Below are 24,332 nucleotides of genomic sequence, written 5' to 3'. Positions count from 1 at the left end.
CAGGTTTATAAGGGTAATTTTGCTGAGGGCGAAAGGAAAATATTGCTCAGCGTGACGATTTACGGTCGCTCAGGATGACCTGTTATTTGACGCTCAGGGTGACGATTTACTCTCACTCAGAATGATAAGTTATTTTTGCTCATGAGGGCGATCTAGTCTCGCTCAGGGTGATGAATTACTCTTGCTAACTGACTGGTTAACTTTGCTTGTTCCTCGGACTCACAATTTAATCCTGTCCCGTAGACTGAAAAGTTGTCCCTGCCTGCAAAAACGGCCGTCATGCCGACTGTAATGGAGGCATCCAGGCCCAGGTCGTTATTCAGTCAGCCTCGATGTCGTTGTCTTCCAGTCTTTCCAGTTGTTTGGCCTGATCCCAGAACTGGTCCAGTTCATCCAGGGTAAAGTCTGAAAAAGTTTTTCCGGCTGCGCTGACCGAGGTTTCAACGAAGTTAAACCGGCGGTAAAACTTCTGGTTGGTGCCTGACAGGGCCTCTACCGGGTCAATGCCCAGATGACGGGCCAGATTGCAGCAGGCGAACAATACATCGCCCAGTTCATCAGCCAGCCGCTGTTTGTCAGCGTCAGCGTCAATTTCATCGCCCAGCTCATCCAGCTCTTCATGAATCTTGCCAATCACGCCTTTGATATCAGGCCAGTCAAAACCCACGCTGGAAGCTTTGTGTTGCATGGCGACGGCGTAGGAGAGTGCATCGTCCTCATGGCTTAGCTGATTAAGCAGAAAGTCGCTGTCAGACATGATCAGCCCTGGCGGGTGAAGCGAATAATATTGCGCCGATCACGCTTACTGGGTCGGCCCTTATGCATCCGCGAGCCCAGCGGTTCATTCTTGATTTGTTCACGCAGGATTTCGCGCTTTTTGATGCTTTCTTCGGTTTCCTGATACAGCATCTGCGCTTCGGTGGCTGGGCGACGCTGCAGATTGAGACCCTGTATAACGATAGTGAATTCGTAGGGTGGTTTGGAGATAGTCAGCGTATCATCCACCCGCACGGTGCGGCTGGGCTTGATACGCTGGCTATTAAGATGCACTTTACCGCCGCTGATCGCTTCAACGGCGAGGCCGCGGGTTTTGTAAAACCGCGCAGCCCACAACCATTTATCTAAACGTTGAGAGTCGGATTTTGCATCCTTTGTCATGCCTTACCTTGCAATTGCAGTAATATCGATTCGTTTTCCAACGTCGAGGTATCCTGCGTGATTTCTTCCCCTTTGGCAATGGCACGCAGCAAACGCCGCATAATTTTGCCGGAACGGGTTTTAGGCAAGTTGTCTGAATAGCGGATATCGTCCGGCTTGGCGATGGGACCGATCTCGGTGCCGACCCAGTTTCGCAGTTCCTGAGTCAGGTCTTCATCAATCCCGCCGTCAGGACGTGTGCCTTTGAGCACTACATAGGCAAAGACCGCTTCGCCCTTAACATCATGGGGACGACCCACCACTGCAGCTTCTGCCACGTTTGGATGGGAGACGAGCGCTGATTCGATTTCCATGGTGCCCAGACGGTGTCCGGAGACGTTCAATACGTCATCAATGCGGCCCATAATCCAGAAGAAGTCATCTTCATCCCGACGGGCACTGTCGCCAGCCAGATAATACTTGCCACCGAAGTAAGGCCAGTAGGTTTCCTTGTAGCGTTTATCGTCGCCCCAGATGGTCTGAATCATCGACGGCCATGGTTTACGAATCACCAGGTATCCGCCCTGATTAGCCGTTGTGACTTCTTCACCGTCATCATTGACGATAGCAGCGTCAATACCGGGCAGGGGGCGGGTACAGGAACCCGGCTTGGCGTGAGTGACGCCGGGCACCGGCGCAATCATGTGGGCACCGGTTTCAGTCTGCCACCAGGTATCCACAATCGGGCAACGTCCACTGCCAATGACGTTGTAGTACCACATCCAGGCTTCGGGATTGATCGGCTCACCCACCGTGCCCAGCAGACGCAGTGATGACAGATCGTAGCTGTTGGGAATGTCATCACCGACTTTCATCAGCGCCCGGATAGCAGTAGGCGCCGTATAGAAAATGGTCACGCCATGACGGGCACAGATATCCCAGAAGCGCCCCGCGTCGGGCACGGTCGGCACACCTTCATAAATCACCTGAGTGGCACCGGTGGCCAGCGGACCATAGGCGACATAGGTGTGACCGGTAATCCAGCCGACATCGGCCGTACACCAGAACACATCCGAATCCTGAATATCAAACACCCAGCGCATGGTGGTAATAGCATTGAGCAGGTAACCACCACAACCATGTTGAATGCCTTTGGGCTTACCGGTCGAGCCGGAAGTGTAGAGCAAAAACAGCGGATCAGCGGCATCCATCCACTCAGGCTCGCAGTCTTCCGACTGGCCCTGTTCGGCATCATGCCACCAGACATCGCGGCCATCCTGCATGGTGATGTTTTCATCGCAGCGTTTGAAGACTATGACGGTTTCAACGCTGTCACAGCCGTTCTCAAGCGCCTGATCAGTGGTGTCTTTCAGTGGCACCACTTTACCGCCACGGTTACCGCCATCAGCGGTGATGACCACTTTGGCGCCGGTATCTTCAATCCGATCTTTCATTGATGAAGCCGAAAAGCCACCGAATACGACCGAATGAATGGCACCAATTCGGGCGCAGGCCTGCATGGCAACGACGGCCTCGGTGATCATCGGCATATAAATAATGACCCGGTCACCTTTGTTAACACCCTGAGCTTTCAGCGCGTTAGCAAAGACGCATACCTTATGGTGAAGCTCGCGATAGCTGATATGTTCGACATCGCCTTTTTCGCCTTCGAATATGATGGCCGTTTTATCTGCATTTTTTTCCAGCTGACGATCCAGGCAGTTGTAGGAGACATTGAGCTTGCCATCCGGAAACCAGCGGTAGTGGGGTGCATTGCTGCTGTCGAGCGTTTGCGTGAAGGGCTGTTGCCAGTCGATCAACTGGCGGGCCTGTTCTGCCCAGAAACCTTCATGGTCCTGTTCGGCCTGTTGGTATAGTTTGTCCAGATCCGCAGCATGCAGCGAGGCTTGTTGAACAAATGATTCGCTGGGGGGAAACTGGCGATCCTCATGCAAGGTTGATTCGATATTTTCTTGAGCCATATAGCGACACCTTTATGATTATTTTGCAGGGCTGCGTGTCTACTTTACCCCTGTAATTGAGGCCTGTTAAGCAGACACAAAAAACTCTCCCAAAAGCCAGGCTTGAGGGAGAGTTTTTGCGGGATGGATTCTAGAAGAAACCCAGTGGGCTGGTGCTGTAGCTGACCAGCAGGTTTTTGGTTTGCTGGTAGTGTTCCAGCACCATTTTGTGGGTCTCACGGCCAACACCGGATTTCTTGTAACCACCAAAGGCAGCGTGAGCCGGGTAAGCGTGGTAGCAGTTGGTCCATACACGGCCCGCCTGAATGCCACGCCCCATGCGGTAAGCCAGGTTCATATCGCGGGTCCAGAGACCGGCACCCAGACCAAACTCGGTATCGTTGGCAATTTCCAGCGCTTCGGCTTCATCTTTAAACGTGGTCACAGAAACGACCGGGCCAAAGATTTCTTCCTGGAAGATGCGCATCTTGTTGTGACCTTTCATCAGGGTCGGCTGAATGTAGTAGCCGCTATCAAACTCGGCGCCCAGTTGTTCTACTTCACCGCCCATCAGCACTTCAGCGCCTTCTTTCTTGCCGATATCGACATATTCCATAATCTTGTCGAACTGCATTTGTGAAGCCTGAGCACCGACTTGAACGTCAGTATCCAGCGGGTTGCCACGTTTGATGGCTCTGGCGCGTTCCATGACCTTCTCAATGAACTTGTCATAGATGCTTTCCTGGATCAGCGCGCGTGATGGACAGGTGCAGACTTCGCCCTGGTTGAAGAACGCCAGCACCATGCCTTCTGCGGCTTTGTTAATGAACTCTTCTTCCTGGTCCATGATGTCTTCAAAAAAGACGTTGGGTGATTTACCACCCAGCTCAGTGGTGGAAGGAATGATGTTCTCGGCAGCGCGTGACATGATGTGCGAACCCACAGGGGTAGAACCGGTAAAGGCAATCTTGGCAATACGGGTGCTGGATGCCAGCGCTTCACCGGCGACACGGCCCATACCGTTAACGATGTTCAACACACCGGCTGGCAGCAGATCGCCGATGACTTCCATCAGTTTCAGGATAGAAACCGGTGTAGATTCGGCCGGTTTCATCACGATGCAGTTACCGGCTGCCAGGGCTGGTGCCAGTTTCCACGCCGCCATCAGCAGCGGGAAGTTCCAGGGGATGATCTGACCAACGACGCCGAGCGGCTCGTGGAAGTGATAAGCGACGGTATTTTCGTCGATTTCACCCATGGTGCCTTCCTGGGCACGGATACAACCGGCAAAGTAGCGGAAGTGGTCAGCGGCCAGTGGTACGTCGGCATTCAGGGTTTCACGAACGGCTTTACCGTTGTCCCAGGTTTCTGCCACGGCCAGCATTTCCAGGTTTTCTTCAATGCGATCGGCGATTTTCAGCAGGATGTTGGAACGTTCGGTGACTGAGGTTTTACCCCAGGCATCTTTGACGGCATGGGCCGCGTCCAAAGCCAGGTTGATATCTTCTTCAGTGGACTCAGCCACGTCACAGAAAACTTCACCGGTGACGGGGGTGACATTATCGAAATACTGACCTTTAACCGGTGCCACCCATTTGCCGCCGATAAAGTTGTCATAACGTTTTTTAAAGCTGACGACGGAACCTTCAGTTCCTGGTTTTGCGTAAATCATGGTTATTCTCTCTCTGTGCTTGTCGATTAATAATAATAGTATGAGTATCGATATGATGATGCAGGATAAATCCGCCTGATATCAATGCGCTTGACTGTAATTCCCAATTACTTGACTTACAGTCCAGAACAGTTTCAAAATCCTGTTACAACTTTATTAAAGATCCTACGATGCAGATTGAGAAACTCTCGCCATCAAAACGGCGTGAAAAACGACAATTACTGATCGAAAATAAGCTCAAATTTGCCGGCCCGGAATCCGAGCTCAGTATTTACGATACCTACCGTGCAGCTAAAGGCGTTGGCCTGGAGGCCGAGCAATTGCTGTATTGCGGCATGGTCAGTGGTCGTAAAGTCATGCACGATCTGCATCATCAGGATGGCGAACTGTTCCTGCCTCACGAATCCTACGTGATGCCTCCCGGTGACTACGTGGAAATTGACTTTCCCGATGCCAAGGAAGAGGCGCCTACCACCTGTTTGACAATAGAAATTGCAAAAGATCGCATCGACCGCTTGTCGGAACGCATGCAGGACCTGATTCGGCTGGATGGGGTCGAGCATAACTGGGAATATCAGCCGCAAATCATTCACAAGCATCACACCGGCGACACCCAGCAACTGCTGGAAAAAATGGTCATGCTCTACACGCAGGATAATCCGGATAAGGAGCTGATGCTGGATCTGAGTGTGACGGAACTGGTGATCAGACTGCTGCGCGAGCAGGGGCGCGATGTATTGCTCAGTTATTGTCAAAAAGTACCCGATGCGACTGGCATTACCGTTGCCATTCACCATCTGGAGCAAAACCTCGCATTACCGCTGGATATTGATCAGCTTTGCCGTAAGGCTTGTATGAGCCGCAGCCGGCTCTATGTCGAGTTCAAAAAACAACTGGGCTGCACGCCCGGAGAATTTCAACAGCAACTGCGTCTCAAGTCCGCTGCCGAAGCCATCCAGGCAGGTAAAAGTGTGACCGATGCCTGTTACAGCTTTGGATTCAATGATTTAAGTCATTTCAGCCGTCGCTTTACCCGTTTCTTTGGCTGCTCGCCCAGCCACTATCGCCGTCAATCCAGCAACAACTAGACCTCCCCGTTGTCTCAGAAGCATCGGCAAGCCCGTTCAGGGCTGTCATAATAAGCATTTTTTTGTGACTAAAATCACGGACCATTTCCAGTTGATGACGCGCGTTGCCTTTGTCTTTTTATTTCTGCTGTTATTCTGTTTGCCGCTGCACGCCGAAGAGGCCCGTATTGCTGTCAGTATTGAAGGTGTTGATGAAAAAATGGCAGACACGCTTCGTAACGGTCTCACCATACAACGCCATAAAGACAGCGAGAGACTGAGTCAGCGTTATGTAGAAAAGCTGCATCAGAGCAGTGTCGATGAGTTAAAAACGATGCTGACCGTCTTTGGCTTTTATTCGCCGGAAATCAGCGGTGATTTGCAGACAGCCGAGGACGGCTGGCAGGCAAGCTATCAGATTAATACCGGTGAGCCGGTATTAATCGATAACGTTGAACTCAAGATCGACGGTGAAGCCGCCAGCGACAGCGAGTTTGAAAAACTGGTCAAGGATTTCCCACTCAAGGCCGGTGAGCCGTTGGATCATCAGGCTTATGAATCAGCCAAGAAATCCATCCTCAGACTGGCCGCCAGCCGCGGTTATTTTGACGGTGAAATGACCCGATCTGAAGTTAAGGTCAGGCCTGAGAAATATTCAGCAACTATTTATTTAACCTACCAATCTGGTGTTCGTTACCTATTTCAGTCCATTAACTATCCGGATACAGTTATCGGCGATCGCCTGCTGTCTAAACTGCAACCGATCGAGGCCGGTGAACCCTATGATGATAAACAGGTACTGTCGCTGCGCAGTAACCTCAGCAACAGTGGCTATTTTGACAGCGTCTCAGTACAGACCCGCCGTGATGAACGCGAGGACGGCAGGGTGCCGCTGGATATTAAACTGCGTGAAAAGCCCAAACACCTGTACACCGCGGGGCTGGGTTATGGCACCGATACCGGCGCCCGCCTGGCTTTGGGCTGGGAGAATCGCTACATCAATCAGCGTGGGCATCGCCTCAGTACCGAGGCGCGACTGTCGCAGGTGGCCAACAGCCTCTCTGCAGATTATGTGATGCCATTCTGGAGTGAGACTATCAATACGGTTGGCTTTAATACCGAGTTCAAGCAACAGGACACCGATACCAGTGAGAGCCAGTCCTATGCGATTGGCAGCTATTACAAACGTCAGCGCTTCGGCTGGGATGAGACCGGCTCACTCAAACTGTTGCAGGAAGACTTTGATGTCTCCGATGACAGCGAGTCTTCCTTGCTGTTAATCCCCGGCATCGCCTGGAGCCGAACCTGGGCGGATAATACGCTTTACACCCGTCATGGCGGCCGCCTGTCATTATCTTTGTCCGGTGCATCGGAGTCCCTGCTTTCTGATGTGACCTTCGGTCAGGTGGTGGTGCGTGGTAAGTATATCCGCAGCCTGGGCGAAAACGGACGCATCATTACCCGCGCCGCTGTGGGTGCGACCGAAGTCAGTGACTTTGAACAATTACCGACTTCACTGCGCTTCTTTGCCGGTGGCGATAACAGCATCCGCGGTTTTGACTACCAGGCACTGGGCCCTGAAGGCGATGACGGTGAAGTCGAGGGCGGTCGCTACCTGGCGGTGGGCAGCCTGGAATACGAGCATATGTTTCTGGAAAAATGGGGCGGGGCGATATTCAGTGACTTTGGTAATGCCTACAACAGTTTCAGCGACCCCATTGAATACAGTGTCGGTATTGGCGTTCGCTGGCGTTCGCCGGTGGGCTTAATCCGTGTTGATCTCGCTAAAGCCCTGTCTGAAACCGATGAACCCATTGCCCTGCATATCGTGATAGGACCCGATCTGTAATGCTCAAGAAACTGCTGCTGACTTTCGCTGCACTGATTTTACTACTGGTACTGGCTGCCGGCTGGTTGCTGGCCACCCAGTCGGGGCTCAATACCGCGATCTCGCTGGCACAAAAAGCACTGCCTGCCCTGCAGGTGGGGGAGGCGCGGGGCAGGCTAATCGATTCGGTCACCCTGTCCGAGGTTGATTATCGGCCGGAACAGGCCAGTGGCGCTGAAATCGACTCAATCAGCCTGCGCTGGCAGCCCATGGCTTTGCTGAAAGCCACAGTCCATGTCCAGTCTCTGCAAGTCAGCGGGGTGGATGTTTTCACTGTCGCTGCCACAGAGCCTGAGTCTGAGCCTGAAAGCACTGCCATCTCGCTGCCGGATATTCAATTGCCCGTGCAGATTCAAGTGGATGAACTTGCTGTTGGCCGCGTTACGCTGATTGATGAAAACGGCGATAAAACGCCCGTTTTAAACACAGTGAACAGCCAGTTAACAGCCGGCTATGAAGGGCTGAATATCAAGCAGTTTGAATTCGTGCGCGAGGATATCAGTGCAGATTTGAACGGCACTATCCAGTTGCAAAACCCTTATCCGGCCTCACTCAATTATCAGGTCACGCTCAAACAGGTGCTGCCGGAAGCAGTACAGCTTGCCGGTCAGATTAATGGCAACCTGGAAAGACTGACCCTGCAGCAAACTGTTTCCGGCCCACTGAATGCAAGCCAGGAAATGGTGGTTGAAAATGTGCTCAATGACCTGCGCTGGTCCTTTAATGCCAACGCGGAAGCCATTGATCTGGCAGCCATTGTCGAGGGCCAGCAAACCCGCTTTGAACAGCTCAATCTTCAAGCCAGTGGCAACCTTGAGCAGGTTAAGGCCCAGCTTCAGTCCCGGGTGTTGCAGCCTGACTTGCCTGTTGTATCGGTTTCAGCCGATGTTGAGAGCGATAATCTGCAACTCTGGCAGTTGGGGGTTGAGACTGCGATAAGCGAAGATAAAACCCTTAATCTCTCCGGCACAGTAGATATCGCTGAGTCTCAGCCTCAAGCTGATTTACAAGCACGCTGGCAGAACCTGTCCTGGCCACTGACCGGTGAGCAGACAATGGTCAGCAGCGCTAACGGCAGTCTCAGCTTTAAGGGCAGCCCCGATGATTATCAGGCATCGCTTGATACCATTATCGACTGGCAGCAACAACAAATTGAGCTGTTGGCCGATACCAGCGGCTCACTACAGCAACTGACTATTGAGTCATTAAAAGTAGCTGCTTTCGACGGCACGGCGAACGCAAACGGCATGATCAACTGGGCATCTTCACCGCTGCAATACCAGCTGGATGCCGACTGGCAGGGGATGACTTTACCGCCGGAGATTGCCGGCCGCCTGGTATCACTTGAACAGGGCCAAGTGGCATTAACCGGCAACCCGGAACAACTCAGTCTCAGTGCCAGTAGTGAGTTAAGCGTCGATGAAATCGCCGCCGCCATCCAGATTGAAGGCCAGGGCGATACCGCCAGCGGCTTTGAGCAGAGCAAACTCAATATCAAACTGGCGGAGGGTTCGATTAACTATGAAGGCCCCATTCGCTGGGCGGGTGAAAGCCTGCTTAACGGCCAGTTGAAGTTAACAGACACTAATCCCGGCGTGCTGGCAACGGGCTGGCCCGGTCAGCTCTCAGGGCAGATGGGCCTGGATGTGAGACGCGAGGCAGAAACAATACAGCTCGCCGTGAACAAAATCGCAGTAGAAGGTCAGTTACGCAACAGACCGCTGCAACTGGCCGGTAACATTCAATACCAGGACACGCTGATTGATGTCAGTGGGCTGACACTTAATTCTGGCCGTTCAACGCTGTCGGTAAGTGGTCAGTTGCGAGAATCATTGCTCGACTTTAACTGGGCGTTGCAATCACCTGATTTAGAAGATTTCTACCCTGCTCTGAAAGGCAGCTTGAACGCTGAGGGGCAGCTAGGTGGCACACTGGAAAAACCTGAAATTCAGGCCAAGCTGGAAGGTAAGCAGATTGCTTATCAGGCGGTCGGTATTGAGCAAATCGACGGCGATCTGCAACTGGCCCTCAGTGATAATGCCGATCTGGGTGCAGATATCGCTATAACCGGCCTGAATCTGCCACAGTTCGCTGCCGACAGCCTGCAGCTCAAGCTAAGCGGCCAGCAACAGCAGCATAAGCTGGCGGTCACGCTGGATGCGACGGCCCTGTCGTTAGAACTTGAAGCCGACGGCAGCCTCAATGAGGCGATGGTCTGGCAGGGTGAACTGGCACAGTTAGCCTTCAGCAATGAACAGGCAGGACAATGGCAATTAGTTGAACAGGGCGTGATGACCTTATCCGCTGAAAGTCAGACCGTGCCTCAACATTGCTGGGGTTCTGATAATGGCCGCTTCTGCATCGAAGCGAGTCATGATGGTACGCAATGGCAGGTATCAGGTGACTTTGATGATGTGCCGCTGGCGCTGTTCGAAGGTTTCGCAGCGCAACTAGAACAGCTTGAGGGGAGTTTGCGAGGTGAGTTCAACCTGGCGTCAGATGCCAGTTCTGAAATCACTGGCGCTGGTGAAATCTTCCTCGATGATGCCAGCCTGCAGCTCAATCAGAGCGCGCTGAACCAGCAAAAGCCGCTGCCACTCAATAATGTGTCTTTACGTTATCAGCTTGATGCCAGCCAGACCACGGCCAGCTTTCACCTGGAGCCACAATTGGACGGTGTGTCGGCGATTGATGCAGAAATTGAAACTGCCAGCCTGAAAACCCTCACAGAACAACCTGACAATGCGACTTTGCGTGGCTCTGTGACGTCAGCGGTTAAGGATTTGTCGCAACTGCAACTGGATCATCCCGCCTTTGGCGATTTAAAAGGTCAGCTTGATATTGATATTCAACTGGCAGGCACGGTCACACAGCCGCAAATCAACGGCAAAGTCAGCCTGCAGCAAGGCCAGGTCGCGGTTGTGGATGCCGGCATTGTGCTCAAACAAATCGAGGCCAATATCGATGGTGATCTGGATCAGGTTGATTTCAATCTGCAGGCCCAGTCGGGGCAGGGCAGTCTCAATGGCGAAGGTCAGTTCACACTGACCGATCAAAGCTGGCAACTGACGACACAAATTAAAGGCCAGCAACTGGAAGTGATGAACACGCCGGAAGCACTGGTTATCGCCGAGCCGGATCTGGCGATTGATGTGACGCCGAAAAAGACGCTGGTTAAAGGCAAAGTGCACATTCCCAAGGCGCAACTGGAACCCAAGCAATTTAATTCCAGCGTCAGTCCCAGCCGCGATGTGGTCGTAGTGACGCAGCAGGAAGAAAACGCAGAGAGCGGGGCAGTCACAGAGGTTGATGTGACGGTGAGTCTGGGCGATAGCGTGCAGCTTCAGGCTATGGGCTTTCAGGGTCGCCTGGCGGGTGAGTTGCGGGTGTTTGGCAACACCAACGACATTTTGCTGGGTAATGGCGAAATTAATATCAAGGATGGCACTTATCTGGCCTATCGCCAGTTGTTGCATGTCGATGATGGCAGTATCCGCTTTGCCGGTGGCGCGATCGATAACCCGGAACTGGATATCAAAGCGGTGCGCAAAGGCAAAGAAGTCAAAGCCGGTCTGCATATCCAGGGCTATGCCTCGGCACCGCAGGCAGAATTATTCTCCGACCCGGAAATGAGTCAGGACAATATTCTTGCTTACCTGATTCTGGGCAAGCCCGTGGATCAGGCCAGTGCCACCGATGCGGCCTTGCTGGCTTCTGCAGCAACCGGAATGGGGCTGCAAAATGGCGCAATGATTGGCGATCAGATTGCAAGCACCTTTGGCCTGGATGAATTTTCCATCACCGGCGACAGCGCAGAGAGTGCCGGTGTACAGGTGGGTAAATATCTCTCGCCCAAACTCTATCTGAGCTATGGCATCGGCGTGTTTGAGTCGGTCAGCACGGTAGAGCTTCGTTATCAGCTCAGCAAAATCTGGTCGCTCAAGGCCGAGTCGGGCACCGAGAGCGGCGTGGATTTGCTCTACACCTATGAACGGGGCGGGCCTGAATAGCAGCCAAAAAAAAGCCCTGCATCCTGGCAGGGCTTTAAAAGCGTATGAGGTTTTAAAGCAACACGTTGCTTTTTAAAAAAAATTGCGCTGCGTTTACTTTAAACGCGGTTCTTTTCGCGGATTTCGTCCAGCGTTTTGCAGTCAATGCAGAGTGTTGCAGTAGGACGGGCTTCCAGACGACGGATACCAATTTCAGTACCGCATGATTCGCAGAAACCGTATTCGCCCTTTTCCAGATCAACCAGTGACTCGTCGATTTTCTTGATCAGCTTGCGCTCACGGTCACGGGTACGCAGTTCCAGCGTGAACTCTTCTTCCTGAGTGGCCCGGTCATTGGGATCAGGGAAGTTAGCCGCTTCATCCTGCATATGGTGAACGGTGCGATCAACTTCTTCGCGTAACTGCGCTCTCCAGGTCATCAGGATATGGTGAAAATGCTCGACCTGAGCATCGTTCATATATTCTTCACCTTCCTCAGGTTGGTAAGGGGTGAACTTTGCGTCGACTTGAGTGTTTTCCATAGTATTTTCCATATTCAAACCTCATACTTCTTAAACCAAGGGCGAATCTATACCAGAACGCTCCTGTATGTGCAAAACTAAAATTCCATTGTAGCCGATTCCGATCAGAAAAACCGTTAACAGAACAATAAAAAACGCCAATATCCGATATTGAATCGACACCGTCAAAACCGAGCATGGCGGGCATTACAGCGCTGTTAAACGCGCAGACTTTCAGGCTCGATTCAGACGCTGTCTGACCATTCGTATTGTCAGCTTTTTTGCAGCGGTCATTTACTACTTTTTTCTATTGCACATCGGCCATGATACGCCTGATAACAAGCCTGGGATCAAGGTCAATGTCTGTTATTGAACAGGACAATCACCTTTTCAGTGAAAGCGCGATAAATACTGCCGTCTGACTGAGTAAGTTAAAGCTGATTTCTGCCTTTGGCTGTAGAGGTCACGCGTTATCACGGTGAGCTTGGGCATGAATGCATCAGTTCTAATACCTCGCTTCCGATCAATACCTTTTTTTAATAATCAGCAGAGTAGGAGACAAATGAATAATCGATTCGTAGTCACCGGTGGACCCGGTGCCGGTAAAACCACGCTGTTGAATTGCCTGGCTGATCGCGGATACCACTGCCTACCAGAGTCTGCCAGGGCAATAATCAAGCATCGTTTAGCCGCCGGCATGTCGCCGCGCCCGGACCCGGTCTCATTTGCAAAACAAATTTTAGACGCTGATATTGAAAAGTATCATTGCAGCGGTCATGGTGACTCACCCAGCTTCTTTGATCGCAGCATTGTGGACGCGCTGTATATGCTCTCCTCTGAGAACAAAATAGGCGATGAGGAAACAGCAGAATTTCTCCATGCGTTTCCGTACAATGAAGTCGTTTTTCTGCTGCCACCCTGGGAGCAGATCTACGCCAACGACTCAGAACGAGATCAAAGCTTTGAGCAGGCGGTTGAGGTTTTCGAAGGCATGAAGCGCTGGTACCAATTGTGCGGATATCAGCCACTGGAACTTCCCAAGGCCTGTATAGAAACCAGGGTTACATTTATCCTGAAGGTAATAGCTGAGTTACAAGCCAATCACGGTCAAGGTCACCATCCGGGTCAATAGCGCGTATTTTTACCGGAGCTTAAATAAATTGAGTACAACCAGAGAAGGCAATGGCAAAGCACATCAGTAAAAGGTCAAAAGCGATATCGCCGTTTCATGTCATGGATATCCTAGCCCAGGCGAAAGCGCTACAGGCGCAGGGCCATGACATTATTCATATGGAAGTGGGCGAACCTGACTTTGATACGCCTCAGCCGATTATTGATGCCGGTATTTCGGCGCTGAAAGACGCTAAAACGCATTACACACCGGCCCTGGGCCTGCCTGAACTCAGAGAAAAGATCGCAGGCTGGTATCAGCAGTACTACGGTGTAAATGTGTCACCTGAACGTATCGTCGTAACGCCGGGGGCTTCCGGTGCCTTGCTACTGGTCTTTGGCGCTTTACTGGAAGCCGGAGAGAAAGTCATGCTGGCCGATCCGGGCTATCCCTGTAATCGACACTTTGCACGGTTTGTTGAAGCCGAGACCAACGCCGTGCCGGTCACCGCCGACAGCCGTTATCAACTGACGGCAGCGAATATTCAGCAAAACTGGGATGACAAGACCCGGCTGGCCCTGGTCGCTTCCCCCTCCAATCCAACAGGCACTGTGTTGACCAGAGATGAACTCACTGCATTATCCACTGCCATTAAACACAAGCAGGGCACGCTGATAGTGGATGAAATCTATCATGGCCTGACCTATGGCGACTTTCAGGCACCGACCGCGCTTGCCTTAGATAACGATGCCTTTGTTATTAACAGCTTCTCCAAGTTCTTCGGCATGACCGGCTGGCGTCTGGGCTGGCTGATTGTACCTGAAGGCTACACCGAAGTCATGGACCGATTGGCACAGAACCTCTACCTGGCCGCCCCAACCATGTCTCAATATGCGGCGCTGGCGGCATTTGAACAAAATACCCTGGATATCCTGGAACAAAGACGCCAGATCCTTCAGCAGCGCCGTGATGCATTGCTACCGGCCCTGAGGGAAATCGGCTTTGATATACCCGTCAAGCCTCAGGGTGCGTTTTACCTCTATGCCAACTGCTCGACCTTATTGAACGAAAAGCTCCCAGAAAGCATGGCACTCTCCAAACACCTGCTTAAAAACGCCGGTGTGGCCATCACGCCGGGTTTGGATTTTGGTGATTTTAAGGCAGAACAACATTGCCGTTTTGCCTATACCACCAGCGAACAACGTTTGTTGGAAGCGGCCGAGAAGATAGGGCAAGTACTTAAAACGCTTTAGCTGAGGTTACTCAAGGGACTACGAACCCCGTGTGCACCTTGCTTGAGGACATGTGTATAAATTTCGGTGGTTTTAACATCACTGTGACCGAGCTGTTGCTGCACAGTGCGAATATCCGCGCCTGACTGCAATAGATGTGTCGCAAACGAATGCCTGAGGGTGTGGCTGGTCACAGCCTTGGTTATGCCGGCCTTGGTTCTCGCCTGGCGAATCCATTTATTCACTGCGCTTTCATCCACATGATGTCGGCGGATAACATGCGACTCAGGGTCTAGAGACAGTCGAGTAGAAGGGAACAGAAACTGCCAGCCAAGTTCAAAACCGGCTTTGGGGTATTTTCTGGACAAGGCATTGGGCAGGCGAGCACCTGCGTACGATTTATCAGAAACATCCTGAGCTAACAGTTGTTCGACCCTCTGAATCTGTGCCCGTAATGGGGCGTGTAATTCCTGCGCCAATGTTACAAGCCGATGTTTATTGCCCTTGCCTTGCCACACTTGCACCTGACTGTAGTCGAAATCGATATCCTTTACTCGTAAACGAACCAGTTCGATTCGACGTAAACCAGAACCATACAACATCGACACCGCCAACTTCGGTACGCCTGATAGTTGAGCCAGCAGGCCGTTGACTTCATCGGGCGTCAGCACTACTGGCAGTTTTCGCTGTCTGTTTGCTTTGCTGTACGCCGCCAGATCGCCAACTTCTTGCTGTAGCACTTTACGTTTTAGAAAGACCAGAGCATTCAGTGCTATAGATTGGGTTGCTGCCGACACATTACGTTCATTGGCCAGATGCGTGAGAAAAGCAACGATAGCGTCATCCCCTAATTCTGACGGGTGTTGCTTGTGATGGAAGAGTATGAAATATTTAATCCAGTAGAGATAACTGGTGATGGTGCGTCTACTGTAACGCTCAACCCGCATCATCGACGCAATGGATTGAAGAAATGGAGATTTGTTTTGCATGGAAGCGACCTCATCCCTGAATAACCACATAACTAACCCGACAATAATCCGTATTATCGGCCCGATTCTTTTCTCCCTGAAAAGAACTTTTTTTCCATTTCTACCATATTTACATAGACTTATCGAGCACCTGGCTTTTCTTGTCAGAAAATTAAAAGGCCGCCCGATAATAATTATTATGAGGCCAACGGCCTCATTAACATGCTGTTATATTTTCGGAGAGTTATGGTGAAGTATCTTTTTCCAGTGTTTGTTCTTCTCTTTTCAATTAACACTCAAGCTATGGAGGTTTCGTGCAACGACACGAAGTTCTATCTCAAGCATGCAGACATAGTATTCGTTGGCTCCGTGATTGACCGGAAGCCCATCAAAGAAAAGGCAGGTATTTGCTGGACTGTCGAACAGGGCAAGCAGTGCGGGTCAAAGGTGGCCACCTTCGAGATTGACGAGGTTGTAAAAGGCGATGAGGCAAACATCACTACTGTCTTTGCTGGTGATGGGTGCTATTGCGTCGATCCCTATTTAGAGAGCGGTCAAAGGTATATTGTCTTCGCCACAAATAGTGGCGAAAAGGCGGCCTACAATTCTATGAACGGTTGTGCCACCCAGCCTTATCAGGAAGAAATCCTGAAAGAAATTAAGTCGGTGCAATGAAATATAACAATCCGCAGCAATCGCTCCCGTTGGTCGCTGGGACAGCCAAAACGCTGCGCTTATTTGTCTGCCCCTGTGCGGGGCGTTATAGGGCCTTGGCGAATCATGATTGATAAGCACGAAATGTTTGAATTGGCTCTCGCAGCTTGCCCTAGCTTTAAGCCTGTGTGGGAAAAATTTATCGCTGAATGGGATGATGAAAAGGATCTGCCGTTGTATTTGGCTCTCGGCGACCTTTCTAGACATATTTCTTCACTGATAGAAACGAAGCAAGACTCTGAGCTTAACGCGTTGTTTGCTGTAATAGAGCGCTGGCACACCGAGGGCAGCCCTTATGTTAAAGAAGCAGCAACAATCGGTTTGCTTGAGGGACTTCAAGGCGAGAGCAATGCCAAGTCAATTGAACTCTATCTACTGCCAGAATCAAAAATATGGTGGGACAGAGTAAACGAGTTCTGGGAAAACGGTAAATTAATCAGTGAGTAACCGGCCCTATAACCAGACGGTCAACCGGACACCAAAAGCGTACCGCTTTTGGTTCCCTCCGCTGGCGCTCCGGTGCCGGTTACCTGAGCGTTATGCCGTAAGGAATGAACTATGAATTTGAAAAAAGTCCTTCTAATAGGAGCAGCTGTTGCAGTACTTGGCGGCTGTGTCCGTACTCCGGTACTGATGGAATTGCCTGGGAATGAAGAAGAATCGCTCTACGGTGAGGCCGTGGGTGGCCCAGTCGGAAACGGATCATTTGAAGCTAGCAGTTTGCAAGGACTGTCTTGTGAGGGGACTTACAATTCGCTATCGCAAAGCCGAAGTTTGAGAGTGGAGTTTACTTGCAACGATGGCCGGACCGGGCAGGCAATAATAACCAGGAGTGGAACAAATCTGAAGAATGGCTCTGGCACTGGGGAGCTGAGCGATGGGCAGAAAGTACGAATACTCATTGGTGACGTTGTCCATCTTCGACAGGGTGGATACTAAGTTGCATAACCAAGGGCTGTTGTCGGACGGTTTTTTCGTCGCTTCGCTCCTTCAAAACCGCCGCAAAGCCCGGCGTTAGCCGTCAGATTCATGCCGCGTAATATCGAAATTAAAGCTAGCGTCGAGCACCTCGACGGAATCGAGAACAAGGTAGCCTTAATCGCAGCCGAAGGCCCTATCACCCTCACCCAAGACGATACTTTTTTCCGTTGCGATTCGGGCCGGTTAAAGTTGCGGTCTTTCTCGGATACGGAAGGTGAGCTTATTTTCTATCGCAGGGCCGACGAAAATGGGCCAAAAGAATCTTTCTATTTGTGTTCGCCTACTACGGCGCCGACCACACTGCGCGAATCACTGTCTTTGGCATATGGTCAAGTAGGTCGCGTTCAAAAGAGGCGAGTCGTTTATATCGTCGGGAGGGCTCGTATACATTTGGATAAAGTAAAGGAATTAGGGTATTTCGTGGAGCTTGAAGTCGTACTCACCGAAGAGGAATCAGCGAAGTCCGGGCAATCAGAAGCATACGAACTCATGGAATATTTAGGTATAAAACCATCACAATTAGTTAAAGATGCCTATGTCGATCTCATCAACCAATCAGACGGCTAACAAATCGCTGGAGCGGGACTTTTGTTCCGTTACGCGCTTCGCGCTCCACTCCACAAAAGCCCCTCAGCTCAGGCGTTAGTTGGACAGGAGAATTAGGTGAAAGCGTTAGTCTTTCTGGTTGCTTACCTATTGTTGGCGGTAGCCAATGCAGGCCAATTGTCCCACAAGGGCATCACATATGAAGTTAGAACGGACGAAGTTAGTCTGGAATGTAGATCATTCAAAATTATTTCCAAAGTCCAATCTTTGCCGTTTAGTTTGAGAGAATCCGAAATCCCTTATGAAATAACTATGGGCCACTATGGAAAGCCGCACGTATTAGAGCAAAGTATTTCATACGTGTCTGATACGGTTGAGAACGACGCGTTCGAGGTTGATGCCATACTCCCTGCCTATGAACGGATAGACGATGAAAGAAAGTATTTGGCTAAGCCTGTAGCATGCGTGGGACCGCACTCGGTCGCATTCTCACTCTGGGGCGGCGGCAATTGCAAAACTGTATGTGAAGCATGGGTGCTTGTTGAGTTCTCTGGAACCGGAAAGCCTGTTAAGGCCCTTGGATTAACCTACAGCGAATTTAAGCAGCACAACTAACAAACGGCTGTTATCGCCCCTTCGGGGCTGGGACGGCCTTTCCGCCGCTGCGCGGCTACAAGTCCGCCCTAAAGCCGGGCGTTATGCATAAGGAGGAATCATGAACCCGGAAGTTTCAGATTGGATTGCGTTAACTGCATTGGTTACATCTTTTGTGGCCTATTTAGAGGCTAAGAAAGCGAATAAAACCGGTGAAGCTATCAATGCTTTACAAGTAGTAGTTGAAGCTTCTGAGAAAACCCAAACCTATCTTCTTCATAGAGCAGAAGGTGGAGAGCGAGAAAGAGAAAAGGAGTGGGATTTAGCCGAGCGTTGGTCACACGCTTCCTTCCTAATTTCACGAGTAAACAAAGATTTATCCGTTCGTTTATCAGCTAAGAGCAAATTTTGGCGCAATCCAGATACTTGGGAAACTGATCTTAGGGCAAGTAAAGATATCTCTCTTGAGTCAGTAACTAATGATGCTAAGCGAATTATGGAGTCATATGCATAACAAGTTGCTCAAGTGCACTCCGGCCGCAAAAGGCGCGGCCTCCGCGGGACAACCTACACTGCGTTTCGGTTGCCCCTTAGCAAAGCGTTATACGAATAAGGATAATTATGAAAACAAAAGTTAAAACGAAAGAAGCCATATTAAAATCTTTTGTCGGCTGGCTTCCTCTAATCATTTTCTCTGCTTTTTTCTATGGTGCGGTTTTATTTTTTATCGTAATGATCTTTTTAAAAGAATCATTTGGAATGAATGAGCAGCTAGCAACCCAATTAAGTTTTCTTATAAGTGGTTTGTTAGTGCTAATAGGAGCATATTTTTATATCAATGGCATAACCAAGTCATTGGCCTCTTATAACCTTTCCATTATTGATAATAATCTATTTGTAAAAGGGAAAAGTGGCTGGAAATCAATAGACTACCAGCATCCATTAAGTAAAATAAAAAAAGTTTCTTTAGGTGAGGCACACATCATAGAGAAAGCTGCAATCACGATTCCAAATCTAGGAAGCCTTCAAGTAAAAGATCAAGCAGCTTCAAGACTGACATTTACTCATGAGGATGGGCAAAAATTCAAACTCGATTTTGCTACTAAAGCATTTGATGGTGAATCTCTATATGATTTTTTAGTATTTATTAAAAGTAAAGGCATTGAAACAAACGTTGCCGTATAACAAAAAAATCCAGCTGACCGCTAACGCGTCAGCTGATTAAAACGTTATGTTTCCACTTGATCGAGAGCCGATTCAGGAAAATGGAAAAGAAAATTAAATTTCAAAATCTACGTATGATCGCAATAGCAAAAGATGGGGATTACTCATTGAAAATTTCAATTGCTAGCGGGTTTGTCGATTTTGGTGTTACTGTGCCCTTGGAAAATCGTGATTTTGAAATCATAGCTACTGATGAGTGGCGAGCTACGTTGCTTCAGGCCGCTATGCACCATCCATTTCAGCTTAAAGAGACAGCTCTTAGCAAAAGTGAACAAAAGAAGTATCTGGATATTATACTCCACGCACAGGAGTCTGAGGTTGAGGCTTTCCTTACGGAATTAGATCATGGTCGGGCAAATGGAGCTATTTCGAATATGGTTCGCATTACTGCCAAGGCAGACTATCAAAATTTACGTGACGGAAAGTGGTTCAATTAGCATGCTACAAAACATAACCAAGCCATCAAGCAGACCTCCATTTCGGTGCTAGATTTCGCGCTGGCCGCTACGCTAGCGCAAAACAATCACCTCCATTATGGCTGCTTATAGCGGCGTTATGTGTGCGAACTAGAACGGAGGAACAGATGAAATCCATTAAGACCTCGCTCATGTTTGTCGGGGAACAGGCCGGGAAAGCCGAGGAGGCAATCAAGTTTTATACCTCTCTATTCCCTGATTCAGAGATCATTGACCTTCAGCGCTACGAAGCTGGCGAGCATGAACCAGAAGGTTCTGCGAAGATGGCTAGGTTTACGATAAGCGGTACCGAGTTTATGGCGCTGGACAGCCATCTTGACCACCAATTTACCTTTACACCTTCCATGTCACTGTACGTTGAGTGTGAATCAATGAGCGAAATAGAGAAGGCATTTCGGGCCCTCGCCGAAGGTGGTTCAGAGCTAATGCCTTTGGATAACTATGGCTTTAGCCAGAAATTTGGGTGGTTAAAGGATAGGTATGGCGTGTCGTGGCAGCTTAACCTGTCGAACTAATATGGCAGCCGAATCAACACATAACCAAGCGCAGCACCACGCAGCCTCCGGCTGCCGGACGCTCGCAAGCTCGCGCCGGTGTGCGCGGCGTTAGGCACCAAGGAGAGTACGTTGCAAAACGAAGACGAAATAGTAATAGCGCTCAGCAAATTTAAAATCATTCTGATTATTGCTGGGTCACTGGCATTTGTGGTTGGAGCTCTTTGGCTCACCACATTAGATTCCGAACAAATCGAATCTTCACGCAAATACAGCAACCCTCAAATAGCCCATGCAGTTGGCTACATCTGCATGGCGTTTTTCGGTTTATGTGCCGCTTATGGCATCACTAAACTCTTCGATTCAAAGCCGGGGCTAATCTTCAATCATAAGGGCATCACGGATAATTCAAGCGGTGTATCTGCCGGGCTTATCCCATGGGCGGAAATATCGGGTTTAGCGAATATCAGATTCAAAGACAAAAAATGCTAATAATCTATGTCCAAGATCCCGAAAAATATGTAAATCGGGGCGGCGTAATGAAGCGTGCCTTAAACAAAGCAAACATGAAAATGGTTGGCAGTCCAATTGCTATATCATCGAATTCACTAAAAATCAGCTATTCAAAGTTACTAGAACTTGTAGAAAACAGCTTTAGCAAATATGGTTCAGGTTCCTAACAATATGCTGCAAAGGACGTTTAACCCGTTGCCGATTTATTGGTCATTGCCAATAAATACCATCGCGTCAAACGCCTCTGAGCTCAGGCGTTAGGTTTCAAAATGAAATTTGTGAAAGGACTCTTAATTTTCGTCATGACACTTTTTGCTATTGTTATAGCACTTGCCACTTACTCTTCTTCAACATCATTGATCCCTTTGGCATTTATTGCCATTATCTATTTTTCTCTTGTCTATCTGGTATGGCCAATAGGCACACCATACTCAAAACAAGCATATGTAAGGCTTTTCATTGTATTAGGAATGGGGATGTTCTTACTTGCTATTGAAGTTTTGCTTGGTGAGACATGTCCTGTGAGCTCTTTTGCTGTTATTTATCCTTCATACAAAATAGCCATGTTTGATTCAATAATTGGGCTACTTTGTGAATACTTAGGTAAATTTTATACTGCCACTTTCATTCTTGGGTTTGGCTGCTACATTTTGTATCTTGGCTATAGTAAAAACCTAACCATAAATTCAAAAAGGACTGCCGTCTCGCGTCAGACCCTTAATTAGGCGTTAGAGGCAATAGAGAATAAGGAAGTTAAATGAATCAGTTAAGCTTGTTTTTTATAGAAACTTTTATCGGCATATTTGTAAGTGGCGTTGTCATTATTGCTTTATTGAAACCACTTAGAAAAATATTGATAGATATTTGTGGCAACGCTGAAAGAGCGGGGTTTTGGGTTGTATATTCAAATGTAATGCTTGTCATTGCTCCTCTTCTAACCATTATTATGTTTGGCAAATCTAACGCTTCATTAACTGCAGACTTTACTTTTTATAAAACAGCATTTGGTTGTTCACTTTTTGGGATTTTTTTCTCATTAGCAGCTATTGGCTTGCAAGTTAGTAAGTTCATCCCGAAAAATATAAACAAAAGCAACGCTGAAGATGAAAGCATCTAACAAGGAAAGTAAGCTTGCTCACTATCGTTCGCGGGGCTGCGCTACCGCGCTGCCCCTTATTTAAGCGTTAGGAGCAAAAATGGAAACCTTGAACCTTAAAGTGAAATTTAAAGATATATCAGTGTTCCTGATAAAAAATTCATGGCTCGGGTTTGCTTTAGGGTTAGGTATAGCTTTTTATCAGGGACATATTCGTTTCGATAATTTATTGCTTGTTTTACCACCTATGGTTGGATGCGTACTATTTGTGCTGCTATTTGTCTCAGCCTTAACATGTATGACATTAAGCAGAGACGGTATTAGATTCAAAAATTGGCGAGGCCGGGATATTTTTTGCGGCTGGGACACTAATTTAAGTGTAGATAAAAATGTAAAAGGTAACACAAACATTTATTCAATCACTGACTTAAATACCAACAAAACCTACAAAGTGCCCAAAATCGTATTTTCTTATGCTGAAACTAAAAAATTTGTAAATTCTTTCTCTCCCCAAAACCATCCTTTCAGAGAGCTTTGTTATGAAAGCTCCTAACGAAAACATCAAATTCACTCCAGCTGCAAAAAGCGCGCTTCCGTTGGGTCTGACGCTAACGCTTCGGCCTTTGTGTAAAACCTCATGCGACGAACCCGTTGCCAGGCAAATTTCGTGGTGCTAGTATCCGGCTAACTTCTTAGGGACGACCCGAAGATTTATTAACTGGTGGGGACGACCCCATTAAAAGGTGTCGTTATGGACTGGTTAATTCTTATCTTTGCTGGCTTACTCGAAGTCGTTTGGGCCGTCGGCCTCAAATAAACTCACGGATTTACTAAGCCGCTTCTCTCATTCATTACCATTGCTGCGATGGCTGCAAGCTTTTATTGCCTTAGTATCGCAATGCGCTCTCTACCTTTGAGTATTGCTTATGCTGTGTGGGTCGGTATCGGTATGGTGGGCGCTGTCGTTTTTGCCGTGGTCTTTCTCAAAGAGCCTTTGAATACGGTCAAAGTTATCAGCTTATTACTTATCATCACGGGTATTTTAGGCTTAAAGTTGTCATCAGCTTCATAATGACTGAATTATTTTCAGCGCTTTCCAATTTTACTGGGCGTCTATGAACATCAGCACGATATACGTGATTTTAGCTGCGTTTTTCTGGGGCCTCACAGGTGGTATTGCCGGGATGCTGATGGCTAATGGCTGGGATGCGTTATTGGTGTCTTTCTGCCGGGGTGCGATTGGCTTGCTGATCGTCCTGTTCTGGCTGGTAGTCAGCCAGCGAACCACGGAGTTGGCCAACCCTCGCTTGTGGTTCTGGTCGATCATCGCGGGTCTTGGCGTTGCCGGTAACTTCTCTTTTTATTTCATCAGCATTAATGAGGGCAGCATTGCGGTTGCCGCGACGTTGATGTATTGCGCGCCGATCTTTGTGTTTCTGCTGTCATTTGCCCTTAAGCTGGAAAAGTCGACCCGGATGAAATGGGCGGCGATTGTGGTTGTGATGCTGGGAATTGTATTACTGACACAGGTTTTTGATAGCCAAACCAGCAATATTACGCCCTTAGCCATCGGTGCAGGGTTGCTGGCCGGTCTGTCCTATGCCATTTTTATCTTTGGCTTTAAGTTCGCTGCGCCTCATGGCAGTCCACAGGCGATACTCTCCATTACTTTTCTGACCTTTGTGCTGGCGCTGGTAGCGCCTGTTCAACCTGATCAACTGAGCGCCGTTATCAGTTCAGCCGACTTGTTACTCTTTGTGATGCTCGGTGTTCTGGGGGCCGGTTTATCATTTGTGCTTTATATCAAAGGGCTTAGACATACGGCACCGGCTGTGGCTTCAATCATTGCCATGATCGAACCGGTGACAGCGGCGTTATTCGGGATAATGGTATTCAATGAGGCGCTGGCACCCTCACAGATTGTTGGAATGGGGCTGATATTATTGACCGTCACTGCTTTAAGTATTTATTCACGCCCCAAGCCAGCCAGGGACTTTGGCAAATAATTCACATTTGCGAGCCCGAGTCACTGTGCCAGCAATGTAGCGTTTCTCTCTCATTGCGCTTAAAACATTGTCAGAACAAATTTATGACTGAACCCAGATCTAATAATGCCGCGAAGCAGGAGGCAAATTTTAAGTCAGTCGC

At 49.1% G+C, this 24,332-nt stretch carries 23 protein-coding genes and 2 pseudogenes; 19 read left to right on the top strand and 6 right to left on the bottom strand.

What is annotated here, in order from left to right:
• Positions 1–319: 319 nt before the first annotated feature.
• The 4 genes from Q0X64_RS08605 to Q0X64_RS08590 all read right to left on the bottom strand — a co-directional run bounded on the left by Q0X64_RS08605 (position 320) and on the right by Q0X64_RS08590 (position 4,770).
• Positions 320–757 (bottom strand): MazG nucleotide pyrophosphohydrolase domain-containing protein, encoded by a 438-nt coding sequence (locus Q0X64_RS08605; RefSeq protein WP_297811405.1) that lies wholly within the window; start codon positions 755–757, stop codon positions 320–322.
• Positions 758–759: 2 nt separating this feature from the next.
• On the bottom strand, positions 760–1,158 hold the full coding sequence (locus Q0X64_RS08600; protein WP_297811402.1) for a S4 domain-containing protein: 399 nt from the start codon (positions 1,156–1,158) through the stop codon (positions 760–762).
• A complete protein-coding gene (gene acs / locus Q0X64_RS08595; protein WP_297811399.1) occupies positions 1,155–3,119 on the bottom strand; it encodes an acetate--CoA ligase in 1,965 nt (654 codons plus the stop codon). The genes Q0X64_RS08600 and acs overlap by 4 nt, the downstream gene beginning before the upstream one ends.
• 130 nt (positions 3,120–3,249) lie before the next feature.
• Positions 3,250–4,770 (bottom strand): aldehyde dehydrogenase family protein, encoded by a 1,521-nt coding sequence (locus Q0X64_RS08590; RefSeq protein ID WP_297811397.1) that lies wholly within the window; start codon positions 4,768–4,770, stop codon positions 3,250–3,252.
• Between the two features lie 170 nt (positions 4,771–4,940).
• Between Q0X64_RS08590 and Q0X64_RS08585 the strand changes: the two genes are divergently transcribed.
• The 3 genes from Q0X64_RS08585 to Q0X64_RS08575 all read left to right on the top strand — a co-directional run bounded on the left by Q0X64_RS08585 (position 4,941) and on the right by Q0X64_RS08575 (position 11,735).
• Complete coding sequence (locus tag Q0X64_RS08585) at positions 4,941–5,858, top strand: helix-turn-helix domain-containing protein (RefSeq protein WP_297811393.1); 918 nt, start codon at positions 4,941–4,943, stop codon at positions 5,856–5,858.
• A 64-nt stretch (positions 5,859–5,922) separates the two neighbouring features.
• The gene (locus Q0X64_RS08580) at positions 5,923–7,686 is read left to right on the top strand and encodes an autotransporter assembly complex family protein (protein WP_366517498.1); all 1,764 of its coding nucleotides are present in this window, start codon (positions 5,923–5,925) and stop codon (positions 7,684–7,686) included.
• Positions 7,686–11,735 carry a translocation/assembly module TamB domain-containing protein gene (locus Q0X64_RS08575; protein WP_297811390.1) on the top strand — a complete coding sequence of 1,350 codons (4,050 nt, stop codon included), beginning with the start codon at positions 7,686–7,688 and terminating at the stop codon, positions 11,733–11,735. Before Q0X64_RS08580 ends, Q0X64_RS08575 begins: the two co-directional genes overlap by 1 nt.
• 98 nt (positions 11,736–11,833) lie before the next feature.
• On the opposite strand, the gene dksA is transcribed toward Q0X64_RS08575, so the two are convergent.
• A complete protein-coding gene (dksA, locus tag Q0X64_RS08570; protein ID WP_366517497.1) occupies positions 11,834–12,256 on the bottom strand; it encodes an RNA polymerase-binding protein DksA in 423 nt (140 codons plus the stop codon).
• A gap of 541 nt (positions 12,257–12,797) precedes the next feature.
• Between dksA and Q0X64_RS08565 the strand changes: the two genes are divergently transcribed.
• Together Q0X64_RS08565 and Q0X64_RS08560 are read left to right on the top strand one after the other, a co-directional pair.
• Positions 12,798–13,367 carry an AAA family ATPase gene (locus Q0X64_RS08565; protein WP_297811385.1) on the top strand — a complete coding sequence of 190 codons (570 nt, stop codon included), beginning with the start codon at positions 12,798–12,800 and terminating at the stop codon, positions 13,365–13,367.
• Between the two features lie 50 nt (positions 13,368–13,417).
• A complete protein-coding gene (locus Q0X64_RS08560) occupies positions 13,418–14,599 on the top strand; it encodes a pyridoxal phosphate-dependent aminotransferase (RefSeq protein ID WP_297811382.1) in 1,182 nt (393 codons plus the stop codon).
• On the opposite strand, the gene Q0X64_RS08555 is transcribed toward Q0X64_RS08560, so the two are convergent.
• On the bottom strand, positions 14,596–15,567 hold the full coding sequence (locus tag Q0X64_RS08555; RefSeq protein ID WP_297811379.1) for an integron integrase: 972 nt from the start codon (positions 15,565–15,567) through the stop codon (positions 14,596–14,598). The two genes, Q0X64_RS08560 and Q0X64_RS08555, sit on opposite strands and share 4 nt — an antisense overlap.
• A 225-nt stretch (positions 15,568–15,792) precedes the next feature.
• On the opposite strand from Q0X64_RS08555, the gene Q0X64_RS08550 reads away from it, so the two are divergent.
• From Q0X64_RS08550 to Q0X64_RS08485, 14 genes and pseudogenes are all read left to right on the top strand, one after another.
• Positions 15,793–16,221, top strand: a complete 429-nt coding sequence (locus tag Q0X64_RS08550; RefSeq protein WP_014819758.1) for a hypothetical protein — start codon at positions 15,793–15,795, stop codon at positions 16,219–16,221.
• A gap of 105 nt (positions 16,222–16,326) precedes the next feature.
• Positions 16,327–16,707, top strand: coding sequence for a hypothetical protein (locus Q0X64_RS08545; RefSeq protein WP_297811374.1), 381 nt, complete (start codon positions 16,327–16,329; stop codon positions 16,705–16,707).
• A gap of 582 nt (positions 16,708–17,289) precedes the next feature.
• Complete coding sequence (locus tag Q0X64_RS08540; protein ID WP_297811371.1) at positions 17,290–17,808, top strand: class IV adenylate cyclase; 519 nt, start codon at positions 17,290–17,292, stop codon at positions 17,806–17,808.
• Positions 17,809–17,904: 96 nt separating this feature from the next.
• Complete coding sequence (locus tag Q0X64_RS08535) at positions 17,905–18,402, top strand: hypothetical protein (protein WP_297811368.1); 498 nt, start codon at positions 17,905–17,907, stop codon at positions 18,400–18,402.
• 100 nt (positions 18,403–18,502) lie between these two features.
• Positions 18,503–18,895, top strand: a complete 393-nt coding sequence (locus Q0X64_RS08530; RefSeq protein WP_297811365.1) for a hypothetical protein — start codon at positions 18,503–18,505, stop codon at positions 18,893–18,895.
• A gap of 107 nt (positions 18,896–19,002) precedes the next feature.
• Positions 19,003–19,566, top strand: coding sequence for a hypothetical protein (locus tag Q0X64_RS08525; RefSeq protein WP_297811362.1), 564 nt, complete (start codon positions 19,003–19,005; stop codon positions 19,564–19,566).
• An 80-nt stretch (positions 19,567–19,646) separates the two neighbouring features.
• On the top strand, positions 19,647–20,042 hold the full coding sequence (locus Q0X64_RS08520) for a hypothetical protein (RefSeq protein ID WP_297811359.1): 396 nt from the start codon (positions 19,647–19,649) through the stop codon (positions 20,040–20,042).
• Between the two features lie 146 nt (positions 20,043–20,188).
• Positions 20,189–20,596, top strand: a complete 408-nt coding sequence (locus tag Q0X64_RS08515) for a VOC family protein (RefSeq protein WP_111658005.1) — start codon at positions 20,189–20,191, stop codon at positions 20,594–20,596.
• 78 nt (positions 20,597–20,674) lie between these two features.
• Positions 20,675–21,255: pseudogene (locus tag Q0X64_RS13350) on the top strand (STM3941 family protein).
• Positions 21,256–21,357: 102 nt separating this feature from the next.
• Positions 21,358–21,813 carry a hypothetical protein gene (locus Q0X64_RS08505; protein WP_297811349.1) on the top strand — a complete coding sequence of 152 codons (456 nt, stop codon included), beginning with the start codon at positions 21,358–21,360 and terminating at the stop codon, positions 21,811–21,813.
• Between the two features lie 32 nt (positions 21,814–21,845).
• Positions 21,846–22,205, top strand: a complete 360-nt coding sequence (locus Q0X64_RS08500) for a hypothetical protein (RefSeq protein WP_297811346.1) — start codon at positions 21,846–21,848, stop codon at positions 22,203–22,205.
• Positions 22,206–22,284: 79 nt separating this feature from the next.
• Positions 22,285–22,737: a hypothetical protein gene (locus Q0X64_RS08495; RefSeq protein ID WP_297811343.1), complete on the top strand. Its 453-nt coding sequence runs from the start codon at positions 22,285–22,287 to the stop codon at positions 22,735–22,737.
• Positions 22,738–23,013: 276 nt separating this feature from the next.
• Positions 23,014–23,256: pseudogene (locus tag Q0X64_RS08490) on the top strand (SMR family transporter); the annotation flags it as partial.
• A gap of 43 nt (positions 23,257–23,299) precedes the next feature.
• Positions 23,300–24,190: a DMT family transporter gene (locus Q0X64_RS08485; protein ID WP_297811340.1), complete on the top strand. Its 891-nt coding sequence runs from the start codon at positions 23,300–23,302 to the stop codon at positions 24,188–24,190.
• Positions 24,191–24,332: the final 142 nt, after the last annotated feature.

Origin of the sequence: uncultured Methylophaga sp., assembly GCF_947259025.1 — a bacterium.
Classification (GTDB): domain Bacteria; phylum Pseudomonadota; class Gammaproteobacteria; order Nitrosococcales; family Methylophagaceae; genus Methylophaga.
The sequence above is the reverse complement of the archived record's forward strand: the minus strand, read 5'-3'. Positions and strand labels throughout refer to the sequence as shown.

Excerpts from the sequence above, each read along its gene's own strand:
- Q0X64_RS08540 (WP_297811371.1), top strand. The coding sequence starts at position 17,290 with ATGCCGCGTAATATCGAAATTAAAGCTAGCGTCGAGCACCTCGACGGA.
- dksA (WP_366517497.1), bottom strand. The coding sequence starts at position 12,256 with ATGGAAAACACTCAAGTCGACGCAAAGTTCACCCCTTACCAACCTGAG.
- Q0X64_RS08545 (WP_297811374.1), top strand. The coding sequence starts at position 16,327 with ATGATTGATAAGCACGAAATGTTTGAATTGGCTCTCGCAGCTTGCCCT.
- Q0X64_RS08505 (WP_297811349.1), top strand. The coding sequence starts at position 21,358 with ATGAAATTTGTGAAAGGACTCTTAATTTTCGTCATGACACTTTTTGCT.
- Q0X64_RS08495 (WP_297811343.1), top strand. The coding sequence starts at position 22,285 with ATGGAAACCTTGAACCTTAAAGTGAAATTTAAAGATATATCAGTGTTC.
- Q0X64_RS08525 (WP_297811362.1), top strand. The coding sequence starts at position 19,003 with ATGAAAACAAAAGTTAAAACGAAAGAAGCCATATTAAAATCTTTTGTC.
- Q0X64_RS08560 (WP_297811382.1), top strand. The coding sequence starts at position 13,418 with ATGGCAAAGCACATCAGTAAAAGGTCAAAAGCGATATCGCCGTTTCAT.
- Q0X64_RS08555 (WP_297811379.1), bottom strand. The coding sequence starts at position 15,567 with ATGCAAAACAAATCTCCATTTCTTCAATCCATTGCGTCGATGATGCGG.
- Q0X64_RS08605 (WP_297811405.1), bottom strand. The coding sequence starts at position 757 with ATGTCTGACAGCGACTTTCTGCTTAATCAGCTAAGCCATGAGGACGAT.
- Q0X64_RS08585 (WP_297811393.1), top strand. The coding sequence starts at position 4,941 with ATGCAGATTGAGAAACTCTCGCCATCAAAACGGCGTGAAAAACGACAA.
- Q0X64_RS08485 (WP_297811340.1), top strand. The coding sequence starts at position 23,300 with ATGAACATCAGCACGATATACGTGATTTTAGCTGCGTTTTTCTGGGGC.
- Q0X64_RS08515 (WP_111658005.1), top strand. The coding sequence starts at position 20,189 with ATGAAATCCATTAAGACCTCGCTCATGTTTGTCGGGGAACAGGCCGGG.
- Q0X64_RS08575 (WP_297811390.1), top strand. The coding sequence starts at position 7,686 with ATGCTCAAGAAACTGCTGCTGACTTTCGCTGCACTGATTTTACTACTG.
- Q0X64_RS08600 (WP_297811402.1), bottom strand. The coding sequence starts at position 1,158 with ATGACAAAGGATGCAAAATCCGACTCTCAACGTTTAGATAAATGGTTG.
- Q0X64_RS08500 (WP_297811346.1), top strand. The coding sequence starts at position 21,846 with ATGAATCAGTTAAGCTTGTTTTTTATAGAAACTTTTATCGGCATATTT.
- Q0X64_RS08520 (WP_297811359.1), top strand. The coding sequence starts at position 19,647 with ATGGAAAAGAAAATTAAATTTCAAAATCTACGTATGATCGCAATAGCA.
- Q0X64_RS08550 (WP_014819758.1), top strand. The coding sequence starts at position 15,793 with ATGGTGAAGTATCTTTTTCCAGTGTTTGTTCTTCTCTTTTCAATTAAC.
- acs (WP_297811399.1), bottom strand. The coding sequence starts at position 3,119 with ATGGCTCAAGAAAATATCGAATCAACCTTGCATGAGGATCGCCAGTTT.
- Q0X64_RS08590 (WP_297811397.1), bottom strand. The coding sequence starts at position 4,770 with ATGATTTACGCAAAACCAGGAACTGAAGGTTCCGTCGTCAGCTTTAAA.
- Q0X64_RS08530 (WP_297811365.1), top strand. The coding sequence starts at position 18,503 with ATGAACCCGGAAGTTTCAGATTGGATTGCGTTAACTGCATTGGTTACA.
- Q0X64_RS08565 (WP_297811385.1), top strand. The coding sequence starts at position 12,798 with ATGAATAATCGATTCGTAGTCACCGGTGGACCCGGTGCCGGTAAAACC.